The organism is Peptacetobacter sp. AB800, assembly GCF_047807365.1.
Lineage (GTDB): Bacteria > Bacillota > Clostridia > Peptostreptococcales > Peptostreptococcaceae > Peptacetobacter.
The window spans coordinates 21,015-35,768 of sequence record NZ_JBLOUI010000027.1 but is presented as its reverse complement, the minus strand read 5'-3'; the positions used below and the strand labels follow the sequence as shown (position 1 = coordinate 35,768).

The following is a 14,754-nucleotide window of genomic DNA, read 5'->3' as shown; positions in this document are numbered from 1 at the left end:
ACTAAAAGAGGATTAATAAGTTGCTTAGATTATTATATGAAATTGAACCGCGGAGTGCCGAACGGCACGCTCCGTGGTGTGAGAGGGGCTACAAGTTAGCCCCTACTTGATTAATTCTTTTGCATTATTTTCTATTGCATCAACAGTTGTGCTGATATCGTCAAGTTCTCTATTTAGAGTATCCATATCTTCTCCATCTACATTGTAGTTTAAGAAAAGATATTCTATTGTATCAGTCATTTTATTGACTTTGTTTGTTATTTCTAAGAATTTTTTGAAGTTGCTACTATTTTTAGCATTTTTGAATTTCTTTAAATCCTTAGTTATAAAAGTTACTACCTCTCTTTCAGTTTCGAATACACCTTCTGATATTGGGTATGGGTTTATTCTCTGAAGGAAGTATTTTCCTTTTTTGTTTATATTGTAGCAATAAGAAACCTGAAGGTTTTCGTCTATATCAAACTCTATAAAGTATAATATACCTCTTACTTTTTTAATTTCTGTTGCTCCAAGCTGTCTAAGTAGAAGCTCAATTGAATCAGCTTCAAAAGTATTTAAATCCATATAAATCACTACTCCTTTAATAATATTATATAACAACAATTAAGATTTTCACAATAATAAAATACTATCTATTACTAGAAAACTATAAGTAGGTATGCAGTTGATATAATTACTGATAATATCATTAAAGGGAATCCTATCTTTAAGAAGTATCCAAAAGTTATAGGATGACCGTGTTTTTCACTAACTCCCGCTAATACAACGTTGGCAGATGCACCGATAAGTGATCCATTACCACCAAGACAAGCACCAAGAGAAGTAGCCCACCATAATGGTGTTACATCTATTCCGTTAGCCTGCATTGTTAAAATAAGTGGTATAAGTGTTGCAACGAAAGGTATATTATCAAGGAATGCTGAAATTATAGCTGATAACCATAGTATTATCATTGTAGTAGCTACTATGTGTCCTTCTGTAGCATTTATTATTAATTCTGCTAAAGATCCTATTACTCCTGACTCAACAAGACCTCCAACTACTATAAATAAACCTACGAAGAAGAAGATAGTAGACCATTCTATACTTGCAAATATTTCATCTACATCCTGTTTACCGATTAAAAGCATTATAACTGCACTTGTAATAGCTACAACACAAGATTCTATTCCTAAATTAGAATGGAAAACAAATCCAACTAATGTGAATATTATCATAACGATACTCTTTTTAAGAAGAACTCTATCCTGAATTGATTTTTTCTCATCAAGATTCATTATAGTTTCTTTTGCTGCCTCATCTACTACAAGCTTATTTCCGTAAATAAATTTAAAGCAGATTATAGTAACTGCTAGTATAACTATAACTACAGGTCCTAAGTGTGTTAAGAAATCTACGAAACTAAGACCTGCTGCACTACCAATCATGATGTTTGGTGGGTCCCCTATAAGAGTTGAAGTACCACCCATATTAGAAGCTAATATCTGTGTCATTAAGAAAGGTACAGGATTTACTCCTAATAGCTGAGTTACAACTATTGTCATAGGTCCAATAAGTAATACTGTTGTAACGTTGTCTAATACCGCTGATAGAACTGCTGTAACTATCATGAAATAAATCATTATCTTCCAAGGATCACCCTTTGTTTTTTTTGCTGTCCATATTGCTATATACTCGAATAATCCAGAGTTTTTAATAACAGATACGAAAAGCATCATACCGATAAGAACACCTATAGTGTTGAAATCAACGTGTTCAAGTCCTTTATCTAATGTAAGAATACCAGTTAATACCATTAATATAGCTCCAGATAGAGCTGCTACTGTTCTATTTACTTTTTCTGATATTATTGCTGCCATTACACATACAAAGATAAGGATTGAAATTATCTGCTGAAAATTCATAATAAATCCTCCTGTGTAAACTATTTTTTTTAATGCTAATTAAAAAATTAATTTTCTTAGTAAATAGTATAGATTGGGTTAACTATTTACATTTAAAGTTATTGTTTAAAACTTACGCAAGAACAGAATCTATCATAGTACTTTTCAAATGATAATTCAATAGTTTTTATAGATAAATATTTTTTAAACAAAGAAAGCAATTTCCTGTTAAAACTTTATTAAGTAAAGAAATAACGTTATCATAATTGAATAATAAATATATAAAAATGCAATTTACTTGTTAATTAGATAATTGAATAAAAATAGAGTTAAAATTTCAAAAAAGTGTTGTAAATTGTGTAAATTTTGTTTATAATCATAATAAATGAATAATTAAAATAAATATCTTTCAATTATTTTAAAATTGAATGAAGAAATAAAATTTTAATAATAGAATAAATTTAAAGTATTATAAGGGGAGGTAGTTTATGCAGGCGATATTTGATTCTTTATACTCTATGGTAGGAGTTCTTAATAACTATTTATGGTCTTATGTTTTAATAATAATGCTTGTAGTTTTAGGAATTTACTTTACTTTTAGAACAAAATTCGTGCAGTTTAGATATTTCAAAGAAATGTTTAAACTATTAACAGATGGTAATGCTAACAAAAATGCTAAGAAAGAAGGAAAGATATCTTCATTCCAGGCATTCTGTATAAGTACATCATCAAGAGTTGGTACTGGTAATATAGCTGGTATAGCACTTGCAATAGCAGGTGGTGGGCCAGGTGCAATATTCTGGATGTGGATAATGGCGTTAATAGGATCTGCATCAAGTTTCGTTGAAAGTACATTAGCTCAGATATACAAAGTTAAAAATGGAACAGCTTACAAAGGTGGTCCAGCTTACTACATTGAACAGGGGCTTAACATGAGATGGTTAGGAATAATATTCACAATATTAATAAGTATAACTTACGGATTCGTATTTAACTCTGTTCAGTCAAATACTTTATCATTAGCTTTTAACAATGTATTCCATGTTGAATATATGGTAATAGGTATAGTTTTAGCAGTTCTTACAGCACTTGTAATATTCGGTGGAGTACACAGAGTTGCTAAAGTTTCAGAAGTAATAGTTCCAGTATTTGCTGGTATGTATATATTAGTTGCTATAGGAATAGTTGTTTTAAACATAGGAAAATTCCCAGAACTTATAGCTACAATAGTTGCAGATGCTTTCAAACCAAGACAGATGATAGCTGGAACAAGTGCAGGATTTATGACAGTTCTTTTAACTGGTGTTAAGAGAGGTCTATTCTCTAATGAAGCAGGTATGGGTTCTGCTCCTAATGCAGCTGCAACAGCAGAAGTTTCTCATCCAGTTAAACAGGGATTAATCCAGACATTAGGTGTATTTACAGATACTATAATAATATGTTCTTGTACAGCATTTATGGTATTACTTTACAATGGATATGCAACAAGTGGAAATGAAGGTATAGCTTTAGCTCAGGAAGCTCTTACTGCTCATATAGGACCAGTAGGTGGAATATTCTTAGCAGTATGTATATTCTTATTTGCATTCAGTTCAATAGTTGGTAACTACTACTACGGAGAATCTAATATACAGTTCGTAACTGAAAGCAAAGGAGCTTTAAATGTATACAGAGTTTTAGTTTGTGGTATGGTATTCTTCGGATCAATAGCAAAACTTCAGGTTGTTTGGGATTTAGCTGACTTATTCATGGCATTTATGGCAATCATCAACATGATAGTTATCGCTAAATTAGGAAAATATGCATATATAGCTTTAGAAGACTATACTAGACAGAAAAAAGCTGGTATAAAAGATCCAGAATTCTTTGTTGATGGAATAGAAGGATTAGAAAATGTTGAATACTGGCATAAAGAAGACAAAGCTAATTAATAGATACTTAAATTAAAGCTAAAGATTTGATATTTTTTATGAATAGATTTTGAGTATTTTATAGTAAAGTTTTATAAATCAAAAAATAAAATGTTTGAACAATTCAAATTGTTATGATATACTCAAATCAAATGGAAAAGTATTCACAATTTATTAAGTGAAGTGTTAAAAACATAATATCGATGCTAGGGGCGCTGAAATAAGGTCAGCTGAGAGAGAAAGCCAAAAACTTACAAACCCTAAACACCTGATCAAGATAATGCTTGCGAAGGGAAGCTAGTAGAAAATTTTCAATAAAGTAAAAGTTTGAGTACAACGAATAAAAAGTACAAAACTAGTATAACAGAGAAGATGAAAGTGCTTTCCTAAGTAAGGGAAGCACTTTTTTATTTGCAAAAAATAACGAAAAGAGGGCAAAAATTGCTTTCAATATAAAAAATGGAGGTATTTGTATGACTTACACTACACAGCTTGACGCAGCTAAAAAAGGAATAATAACTAAAGAAATGGAAATAGTTGCCGATAAAGAAATGATGGACGTAGAGGAATTAAGAGAATTAATTGCTCAGGGGAAAGTTGTTATCCCAGCCAACAAAAACCATAAATCACTTAGCCCAGAAGGTATAGGTAAAGGGTTAAAAACTAAAATAAACGTAAACCTTGGTATATCAAGAGACTGTAAAGATATAGACCGGGAATTAGAAAAAGTTAAAACTGCTATAGAAATGAAAGCAGAAGCTATAATGGATCTTAGTAACTATGGTAAAACAAGAGAATTCAGAGAAAAAGTAGTAGAAATATCTCCAGCAATGATAGGTTCTGTTCCTATGTATGATGCTGTTGGATTTACAGAAACTGCATTAGTAAAAATAACAGAAGAGCAGTTCTTACAGGTTATAGAACAGCATGCAAAAGACGGTGTAGACTTTATGACAATACACGCAGGTCTTACTAAAGAAATAGGAGATAGAATAGCTAAAGATAAGAGATTAACTCATATAGTATCAAGAGGAGGTTCTTTATTATTTGGATGGATGTATATGAATAATAAAGAAAACCCTATGTTAACTAACTTCGATAAAATACTTGATATATGCGAAAAATACGATGTTACTCTAAGCTTAGGAGATGCTTGTAGACCAGGTTCTATAGCAGATGCTACTGACTATGCTCAGATACAGGAACTTATAAACTTAGGTGAACTTACTAAGAGAGCTTGGGAGAGAAATGTACAGGTTATGATAGAAGGACCAGGACACATGGCAATAAACGAAATAGAAGCTAACGTAATGTTAGAAAAAAAATTATGTCATGAAGCTCCATTCTATGTACTTGGACCTCTAGTAACAGATGTTGCTCCAGGATACGACCACATAACTAGTGCAATAGGTGGAGCACTTGCAGCATCTAAAGGTGTAGACTTCTTATGCTACGTTACTCCAGCAGAACACTTAAGATTACCTGATTTAAATGATATGAAAGAAGGTATAGTTGCAACAAAAATTGCTGCACATGCAGGAGATATAGCAAAAGGAATAAAAGGTGCTAGAGAATGGGATAATGCTATGTCTAAAGCCAGAGCAGAATTAGACTGGGCTACAATGTTCGAATTAGCATTAGATCCAGAAAAACCAAGAAAATACAGAGATTCTTCTAAACCAGAACACGAAGATAGTTGTACTATGTGCGGAAAAATGTGTGCACTTAGAACAGTTAATAAAATATTCAACGGTGAAGAAGTGGATTTAGTATTTGACTAAGATATAAATTTATATAAATAAAATATTGCAACGAAATGGAGGTGCAATATATGAAAGTTAATGGAAAAGAAGTACAGTTTCCAGAAGGTACTACTGTTTCTCAGATACTAGAAAACTACAAAATAGACAGAAACAGAGTAGTTGTTGAGATAGATATGAAAATAGTAGACGAATCTGAATACGATACTTATATACCAGATAAAGAAGCTATGGTGGAATTAATAGCTTTCGTTGGAGGCGGTTAAAAATAATGGATATTTTTCTAAATGAAAAGAAAATATCTGCTAAAGAAGGTATAACTGCCAAAGAATTAAAAAATGAATACAACAAACTTTGTGATGTAATAATTGTAAATGGATTCCCAATAGAGGATAAGGTATTAAAAGAGAATGATAGAGTAGTACTTATTCAAAAAGGTAAGAAACCTACTCTTGAAGAATTTGAAGCTCTTTTAACTGCTAGACATACGCCAAATGTTCATCAGGCTTTGAAAAAAGGAAGGGTTGCAATTCTTGGATTAGGGGGACTTGGCTCTAATATAGCCAGTTCCCTTGCAAGAATTGGAGTAGGAAAATTAATACTTGCAGACTTTGATGTTGTAGAGCCTTCAAACCTAAATAGACAGAATTATTTCATAAATGATATTGGCAAACTCAAAACTGAGGCTACAAAAGAAAATATTGAAAGAATAAATCCTTTTGTAGATATAACTTTGGTAAATGAAAAAATAAGCAAGGAAAATATGGAGTTATTTTCTGAAGCAGATATTATTGTAGAGGCCTTTGACAATCCAAATTGCAAGGCAGAAATAAGCAATTATGTATTGATACACATGAGAGATAAGTATCTAGTTGCTTCTTCAGGAATGGCTGGATACTATGATTCAAACATAATACAGACTAAAAAAATAAGAGATAAGTTTTATATTTGTGGAGATTTTGTAAATGAAGCTAAAGAAGGAGATGGATTAATGGCTCCTAGAGTTTCGATTTGTGCAAATCACATGGCAAATAAAGTAGTACAGATACTAGTAGATGGCGAATAATTTTATTATTTTATTATAAAAAAGATTATTGAAAGTAATCTAAAAATAGGGGGAATAAAAAATGGATAAATTAGTATTAAAAGGACATGAATTTGATAGCAGACTTCTAATAGGAACAGGAAAATACGGCTCAAATGATATGCTTCCAAAAGTTATAGAAGCTAGTGGAAGTGAAATAATAACAATGGCTCTTAGAAGAGTAGACTTAGACGAAAGAAACAAAGAAGAAAATATACTTACTTACATACCTAAAGATATGACAATACTTCCAAATACTTCAGGAGCTACAAATGCAGAAGAAGCGATAAGAATAGCTAGAATTTCTAGAAAAATGGGATGTGGAGATTTTATAAAAATAGAAGTTATATCAGATATGAGATACTTACTTCCAGACAACGAAGAAACAATAAAAGCTACTAAAGTTTTAGCTGATGAAGGATTTGTTGTATTACCATACATGACTCCAGACCTTTATGCAGGAAGAAGATTAATAGAAGCAGGTGCAGCAGCTGTTATGCCACTTGGAGCTCCTATAGGATCTAACAGAGGTCTTCAGATGAAAGAAATGATAAGAATAATGATAGAAGAATTAGATATACCAATAATAGTAGATGCTGGTATAGGTAAACCATCTCAGGCTATGGAAGCTATGGAAATGGGAGCTGATGCAGTTTTAGTAAATACTGCTATAGCATCTGCAGGAGATCCAGTTGAAATGGCAAAAGCATTTAAATTAGCAGTTGAGGGAGGAAGAGCTGCATACTTAGCTAAAACAGGTGCAGTTTCAGAATATGCTAATGCATCATCACCATTAACAGGATTTTTAGGAAACTTAAATAAATAGGGAAATTAAGAATAAGAAAGCAGGCGATAAGAAATGAGTTTCTATGAAGTAATAGAACAGTATAAGGACTTTGATTTTGATAAATATTGGGAAAATGTAACAGACTATGATGTTTTAAGAAGTTTAGAAAAGGATAAATTAGACCATAAAGATGTTCTAAACTTATTATCTCCAACAGCAGAAAAACACTTAGAAGCTATGGCTCAGAAAGCACATAGAATAAGTATACAGAATTTTGGTAGAGCATTAACTTTATATACTCCTATGTATATAGCAAACTACTGTGAAAACCACTGTGTATACTGCGGATACAATTGCCACAGTGGAATCAAGAGAAAAAAATTAAACATGGAAGAAATAGATAAAGAATGTCAGGCAATAGCTGAACAGGGATTTAAACATATATTAATACTTACTGGAGAAAGCGAAAAAATGTCTAGCATTGAATATATAGGAGAGGCTGTAAACTTAGCTACTAAATACTTCCCTTCAATAGGGATAGAAGTATATCCTATGAGTGTTGAAGGATACAAACATTTAGTAGAAAATGGAGCAGAAGGTCTTACTGTATATCAGGAAACATATAATGAAGAAATGTACAAAAAAGTACATATAAAAGGACCAAAAGCCAACTACAAATGGAGATTAGATGCACCTGAAAGAGGGGCAAAAGCAGGTATGAGAACCCTTACTTTAGGAGCACTTTTAGGACTTTATAAATGGAGAACAGATGCATTCTTTACTATACTTCATGGAGAATATTTAAAAGATCATTATCCATATATTGAATTATCTTATTCTGCACCTAGAATAAGACCTTTCAAAGGATGCTTTGAAGGAATAATGGAAGTAACTGATACTAATATGGTTCAGGCTATGTTAGTTATGAGATTATTTGACCCTCATGCAGGATTAAACGTATCTACTAGAGAAAACTTAGAAACAAGAAAACATATAATACCATTTGGTGTAACTAAACTAAGTGCAGGTGTGTCTACTGATGTAGGTGGACATTCTCAGAATGAACACGATACAGCGCAGTTTGAACCAAATCACGACTGCGAAGTGCCTGAAGTTACAGCAATGTTAAAAGAAATTGGCTATCAGCATGTATTCAAAGACTGGGAAAGATTTGATTATACAGCTAGAAGCCAGAAATAAAGGTAGTGATAAATTTGTATTTAATTACAAATAGGACTCTATGCAGCGAGCAAGAGTACTTTGATAGAATCAAAGAAGCTTGTATAAATGGAGTAGATAATATAATTATCAGAGAAAAAGATTTAACTGATGAAGAGGTAATTTGTATTTATGAAAAAATATCTCAATCTCTTCCAGTTGATGTAAGAAAAAAAACATCTATTATAATAAACAGTAAGTTCAAAGCTTATGAAGACACCGACTGCGATGGAATACACCTTCCATTTTGGCTATTTAAAGAGAAGTTAGAAGAGAGGTATAATTTTAAGATTGAAAAACAGATAGGACTTTCTCTACATAGTGCGGACGAAGTAGCTGAAATGGAAGAACTTTGCAGTAAATATGGTGTAAAAGTTTCATATATTACACTTTCACATATATATGAAACAAAATGCAAAGAAGGGTTAAAACCAAGGGGACTTGAACTTTTGAAAATGGGCGGAGAATTAACAAAAGTCAAGGTTGTAGCACTCGGAGGAATAGATTCTTCAAATGCAGCAGAAACACTAAAATACTGCGATGATATTGCAGTTATGTCTTTGATTATGAAAAGCAACGATGTAAAAATGACTATGGAAGAGCTTATAAATTGTAAATAAGATTTTGAGAATAAATTAAATGAGTAAAAAATTTCTTTAAAAGAAGAGATATGATTAATAACATTTAAACATATAGATAATTATTAAATATTAATTATTTTGTATTTGTTTAATCTATAGTACAATAGGGTATGTATAGATTATATAAATAATGAAATTGTTTATTTGGAGGAAATGTTATGAAATTATACGGATATAATAGATGATCTACAGTTAGAAAAGCCAAGGCTTGGCTATCAGAAAATGGAATAGAATTTGAAGAGGTGGATGTTGTAAAAGAACCACCTACAAGAGAAGAATTAGAGGAAATGTATAAAAGAAGTGGTCTTGAAATTAAAAAATTCTTCAATACTAGTGGTAAAAAGTATAGAGAACTTAATTTAAAAGACGTTGTAAAGGTTGAATCAGATGACAAACTTCTTGATATACTAGCTTCTGATGGGATGCTTATAAAAAGACCTATATTTGATGCAGGAGAAGCAGTTCTTATAGGATTTAAGGAAGCAGACTGGCAGAAAGCATTACTTAGCGAATAAAAAATGCCCCACATGAAAATAGATTACCCTAGCTTATTGGAGAAATTCCAATAAGCTAGGGTATTTTTATGCAGTAAATTATAAAATTGTCTAATAAATAAGAAGAAAGATACAAAAATAGTTTAATAACTATACTTTTTCTATAATCTAATAAAAAAATATAGATTTTATCTATATGTATATATATAAATAGTATAGCGTAATATAAACTTAAGTAATATTTTATATGATATACTCGAATTGACACGATTTATTTTAATTTATAATATGGGGGTGTTTTAATGTTTAAGAAATCATTATCAATAGCATTGGCTGTAGCATTAGGACTTTCTATGAGTCATGTGGATGTGTTTGCTGATGTTGAAGGTTTAGAATCTTCAATTGAACAAAATGAGGTTGTGTCTGGAAATACGACTGGAACAGAAGTAGAAAATATAGATTCTAATCAAAATGGGGGGGGTAACAACACCAACTCCATCTGATCAGTTTGAGTTTGATAAAGAGACAGGAACGATTAGTAAGTATTTAGGAACAGATACAGAGGTCATTATTATTCCTGAACAAATAGATGGTGTGACAGTTACTTCGATAGGGAAAAATGCTTTTATAAAGAATACAACTATTAAAAAAGTTATATTAAATGAAGGTTTAGAGAATGTAGGAGCATCTGCATTTGCAAATTGTGGTAATTTAAAAAATGTAGAGTTTAGCTCAACAATAAAAAGTATAGGTATGGCTGCTTTTTCTGGAACAAAATTAGCAGAAGTTAAATTTAATGAAGGATTAGAAGAAATAGGAAGAAATGCATTTGCCAAAATTCCTACATTAAAGAATATAGAATTACCTAATTCATTAAAAAGAATAGAGCAAGGAGCTTTTTCTGCTAGTAGAAAAGAACAAAATCAAAACCTTCCTGGAAAAATAAACTTTGGACCTAATTTAGAATATGTGGGAAATAATGTATTTCAATATTGTACTGGTTTGAGAGAATATACAATATCTAAAGAAGGAAAGAAATTGTTGATATATGAAAACACTTTTCTTGAATGTGAATTGTTAAATATTCCATATAATAGAGAAGTAACAATAGTTATTCCAACAAGAAATGCATCTGAAAAAACTATTAACTTAAATCTTGGTGAAATAGATGTAAATTCCTATAATGAGGATGAAATAAAACAAATATTAAAAAATAGAGTAAAGTTATTAGTAGCTCAAGATAATATGCCAATAGAAGAAAATGAAGGAATAGAATGGGATTTAAGCAATTTAAAAGATGGTGAAGAAACAATAATTATAGAAGGAAAATTTATAGATTTACCTAATCATGAGGACTTCAATAAAATAAAGAATAAATACAAAATAAAAGTTACTTTAAATCTAAAAAAATCAGATATAAAATGGACATCAAAAGACTTTACTTCTGGAGAATGTGCATACACAGCAACTGATGGGCAGTACTTTGGTATAACAGGACTAACTGACTCAGGAAAAGAAAAACTAGAAAAAACTAAAACAATAGCAATTCCTAAATATGTCGAAAATACAGATGGTTCTAAAAAATTAGTTGAAGGTATTGGAAAAGAAGCATTTAAAAATATGGGAATAGAAGGAATAACTTTCCCTAGTGATTTAGATGGTAAAAAAGACTTTGTAATAGATGCAGGAGCATTTTCAGGAAATAATATATCATCTTTAAGTATACCTAACTATGTTAAATTTATAGATTCAGAAGCATTTAAAGGAAACAAAATAACAAGCTTATACATACCAGCTTCAGTATTAAGAATAGGGAATGCCTCATTCCAAGGAAACGAAATAAGTAAACTTGAATTTTCAGATGATGTTGAATTAATACAGATAGATAACTACAGTTTTTCTGGAAATAGAATAAAAGAAGTTCATCTTCCATATAGTATATTTAAATTATTGGGAGAGGTATTTAAAGATCAGAAAAATAGAGATGAAATTGATGATAATAAAGTTTCTTTATATACAAGAAATCCAAAACATTTAACAGAAGAAACTTATATACAAACTAAGAGTGATTATCACAAATTCATATTAAAAGGTGAAACTGTAAATAGAGAAGAATTATATAAAGAAATAAAAGAAGCTAATAAATTAAATCCTAGTGAATATAATTCTGAAAAATGGAATGTATTTGAAAACGTTCTGAATAATGCAAAGGCTGTATTTGAAAAAGAAGATTCTACTCAAGCACAGATTAATGAGCAACTTAATAAATTAAGTGATGCTTTGGCGGTTCTTACAGATGGAGTAAATAAAACAGACCTTAGAAAACTAATTTCTAGTATAGGAGATTTAAAAGAAACATTATATACATCAGAATCTTGGAAAAATCTTATGGATGAAAAAGCAAAGGCTCAATCAACTTTAGATAAGAGTAAAGATCAAAAGGAAATAGATGCTGCTAAAAATAGTCTGCAGAAGGCCATAGATGAACTAAAAATAAAAGATGAAATGAAATATAATGTAGATGATTTTACTTTTAATGGAACAGTTATAACTGGATACAGTGAAAAAGGTAAAGAAAAATTCAAAACAAATAAATATTTAGTTATACCAGAAAAAAATGATAAAGGTCAAAATATAACTGAAATAGGTAAACAGGCATTTGAAACAACAGATGGTGTAATAATGGGTACTGATACAGTAAAATCGCCAAATGGATTATTAAGTGTATCTATACCAGATTCTGTAACAAAAATAGATGAAGGTGCATTTAGATTCAATCGCATAAAAACTATAAAACTACCTAGCAAATTAAGAGAAATAGGATTACAAGCATTCAACGGAAATACTTTAATAAGTGTATCTATACCAGATTCTGTAATAAAAGTTGGAGCAGGGGCATTCTCTGTTAATACAGATATGACTAGTATAAAATTATCAAATTCTATGAAGACAGTTCCAGAGGGAATATGCGCTAGAAACACATCACTTACAAGTGTAACAATACCAAACGGTGTTGAAGTAATAGGACAGTCTGCATTTGTAGGTACAGTTTTAAAACAGATAAAAATACCAAATACAGTAAAAGAAATACAATATTTAGCATTTGCTTCAACTAGATTAGAAAGTATTGAAATACCAGGAAGTGTAAAAACTATTGGAGAACAAGCATTTGCAAATAATAAAAAATGGAGAACAACTAAAAAATTAGTATTACATGAAGGTGTAGAGACAATAGGAGAAAATGCATTTAAAGAATGTCTACTAAAAGAAGTAAATCTTCCATATAGTTTAAAATCATTACATCCTACAGCATTCCAAAAGAGTAATGACTATGTAGATATGATAACAAAGCTATATACTAGTAATAGTAATCATTTAAACTTTGAAAAAGATGGAGATACATACGAAATAATCTATAAAGCTCCGTCAGAACCATCAGTTCCTTCAATACCATCTACTCCTGAAAAACCACAGGAAGAAGAAAAACCAGATGAAGGTGTAAAAGTTGAAGTAGTTGATAAAATAGCTGGTGAAAATAGATACGATACATCTGTAGATATAAGCCAGAAAGTATACTCTTCATCACAGAAAGTATACCTAGTATCAGGTGAAAAATTCCCAGATGCACTAAGTTCAGCAGCATTAGCAGGAAAAGGTGATGGTCCTATACTATTAATAAATGATAATAACATAGACAAAATATTAGCAGAAATAAATAGATTAGGCGCTAAAGAAATAGTATTTGTTGGTGGAAATTCAATATCAAAAGCAAATAAAGATAAAATCAAAAAATTTGCAGAGTCAAAATCTTCAGTAGTATCAGCATTTGCTGGAGAAAATAGATATGAAACAGCTATAAAAGTTGCAGAAGAAACTATAGCTAAACGTGGAAATAAAGGAAAAGTTATAATAGCAGATGGTAGAAACTATCCGGATGCTGTATCAATAGCTTCTTTCTCATCAAAAGAAGGAATACCGGTAATATTAGTGAACGGAAATAATGTTCCTAAAGAAGTAAAAGCCTTCTTAAACAAATATAAAATAAAAGATGCAATAGTAGTAGGAGGAACTAAAGCTGTTGGATCAGACATTGAAAAATTATTTACAAAAGTAGAAAGAGTTGCGGGTGAAGATAGATATGATACATCTAAGAAAATAGCAGAAAGATTCTTCGCAAACTCTAAGACTATATTTGTTGCAAGTGGAGAATCATTTGCAGATTCATTATCTGTAAGCTATTATGCAGGAAAAGAACATTCACCTATATTACTTACAAAGGCAAACTCTTTAGATAATGATACAAGAGATTACTTAAATGCTAACAAAGATAAAAACTATATAATAATAGGTGGAGATAAAGCGGTGAATCCAAATCTTTTCAATTAAAAAATAAAAATTAGATAAATTTTGTTCGATTAAATAAAAGGACGTGTATGTGTGTCTTATATAGCGACAATGCAACTTGATTGCCTGGAGCATATAAGACACACTATATGTCCTTTTTGTTTTTATATACAGTTGACAGAATTTATATACAGTGTTATTATGTGTATATAGATAATATATACAGTATATACACAATCTAAAAAAGGAGGGATAGTATTGAACATAATAATAGACGATAGATCAAAGCTATCTCTGTACGAACAGATTCAAAGTCAGATAAAAGCTCAGATTTTGAGTGGAGATATAAAACCAGGTGAGATGTTACCGTCAATTAGAACATTGGCTAAGGAGATAAAAGTCAGCATAATAACGACAAAGAGAGCTTATGAAGAATTAGAAAAAGAAGGATTTTTGGAAACTGTACAGGGAAAAGGTACTTTTGTATCTGAAAAAAATCAGGACAGAATAAAAGAGATAACAATGTACGAGATAGAAAACAAGCTTGAAGATATAATCAGGCAGGCAAAGGCAATAGGTCTTACATTAGATGAGGGAATAGAGATATTCAAGAGTATTTATGAGGAGGTGTAA

At 30.7% G+C, this 14,754-nt stretch carries 13 protein-coding genes and 1 riboswitch; of the genes, 11 read left to right on the top strand and 2 right to left on the bottom strand.

Annotation, left to right across the window (positions count from 1 at the left end):
* Window positions 1–102: 102 nt before the first annotated feature.
* Together ACK2WN_RS08515 and ACK2WN_RS08510 are read right to left on the bottom strand one after the other, a co-directional pair.
* Complete coding sequence (locus ACK2WN_RS08515) at window positions 103–564, bottom strand: hypothetical protein (protein WP_416155334.1); 462 nt, start codon at window positions 562–564, stop codon at window positions 103–105.
* Between the two features lie 74 nt (window positions 565–638).
* Complete coding sequence (locus tag ACK2WN_RS08510; RefSeq protein WP_416155333.1) at window positions 639–1,904, bottom strand: SLC13 family permease; 1,266 nt, start codon at window positions 1,902–1,904, stop codon at window positions 639–641.
* A 467-nt stretch (window positions 1,905–2,371) separates the two neighbouring features.
* On the opposite strand from ACK2WN_RS08510, the gene ACK2WN_RS08505 reads away from it, so the two are divergent.
* From ACK2WN_RS08505 to ACK2WN_RS08455, 11 genes are all read left to right on the top strand, one after another.
* Entirely contained in the window at window positions 2,372–3,814 is a 1,443-nt protein-coding gene (locus tag ACK2WN_RS08505) for an alanine/glycine:cation symporter family protein (protein ID WP_300528308.1), read from the top strand.
* A 177-nt stretch (window positions 3,815–3,991) separates the two neighbouring features.
* A riboswitch (TPP riboswitch) is annotated at window positions 3,992–4,105 on the top strand.
* A gap of 161 nt (window positions 4,106–4,266) precedes the next feature.
* Window positions 4,267–5,574 carry a phosphomethylpyrimidine synthase ThiC gene (thiC, locus tag ACK2WN_RS08500; protein ID WP_270839258.1) on the top strand — a complete coding sequence of 436 codons (1,308 nt, stop codon included), beginning with the start codon at window positions 4,267–4,269 and terminating at the stop codon, window positions 5,572–5,574.
* Window positions 5,575–5,624: 50 nt separating this feature from the next.
* Window positions 5,625–5,819, top strand: a complete 195-nt coding sequence (gene thiS, locus ACK2WN_RS08495; RefSeq protein ID WP_300528303.1) for a sulfur carrier protein ThiS — start codon at window positions 5,625–5,627, stop codon at window positions 5,817–5,819.
* Window positions 5,820–5,824: 5 nt separating this feature from the next.
* A complete protein-coding gene (thiF, locus tag ACK2WN_RS08490; protein ID WP_416155332.1) occupies window positions 5,825–6,619 on the top strand; it encodes a sulfur carrier protein ThiS adenylyltransferase ThiF in 795 nt (264 codons plus the stop codon).
* Between the two features lie 61 nt (window positions 6,620–6,680).
* Window positions 6,681–7,463 (top strand): thiazole synthase, encoded by a 783-nt coding sequence (locus ACK2WN_RS08485; RefSeq protein WP_178412672.1) that lies wholly within the window; start codon window positions 6,681–6,683, stop codon window positions 7,461–7,463.
* A gap of 33 nt (window positions 7,464–7,496) precedes the next feature.
* The gene (thiH, locus tag ACK2WN_RS08480; RefSeq protein WP_300528295.1) at window positions 7,497–8,624 is read left to right on the top strand and encodes a 2-iminoacetate synthase ThiH; all 1,128 of its coding nucleotides are present in this window, start codon (window positions 7,497–7,499) and stop codon (window positions 8,622–8,624) included.
* Window positions 8,625–8,629: 5 nt separating this feature from the next.
* The gene (locus ACK2WN_RS08475; protein ID WP_416155331.1) at window positions 8,630–9,262 is read left to right on the top strand and encodes a thiamine phosphate synthase; all 633 of its coding nucleotides are present in this window, start codon (window positions 8,630–8,632) and stop codon (window positions 9,260–9,262) included.
* A 179-nt stretch (window positions 9,263–9,441) separates the two neighbouring features.
* Window positions 9,442–9,798 (top strand): arsenate reductase family protein, encoded by a 357-nt coding sequence (locus tag ACK2WN_RS08470; RefSeq protein ID WP_416155330.1) that lies wholly within the window; start codon window positions 9,442–9,444, stop codon window positions 9,796–9,798.
* Window positions 9,799–10,079: 281 nt separating this feature from the next.
* Window positions 10,080–10,280: a hypothetical protein gene (locus tag ACK2WN_RS08465; protein ID WP_416155329.1), complete on the top strand. Its 201-nt coding sequence runs from the start codon at window positions 10,080–10,082 to the stop codon at window positions 10,278–10,280.
* Complete coding sequence (locus tag ACK2WN_RS08460) at window positions 10,249–14,163, top strand: leucine-rich repeat protein (protein ID WP_416155328.1); 3,915 nt, start codon at window positions 10,249–10,251, stop codon at window positions 14,161–14,163. Before ACK2WN_RS08465 ends, ACK2WN_RS08460 begins: the two co-directional genes overlap by 32 nt.
* 216 nt (window positions 14,164–14,379) lie before the next feature.
* Window positions 14,380–14,754, top strand: coding sequence for a GntR family transcriptional regulator (locus tag ACK2WN_RS08455; RefSeq protein ID WP_006439354.1), 375 nt, complete (start codon window positions 14,380–14,382; stop codon window positions 14,752–14,754).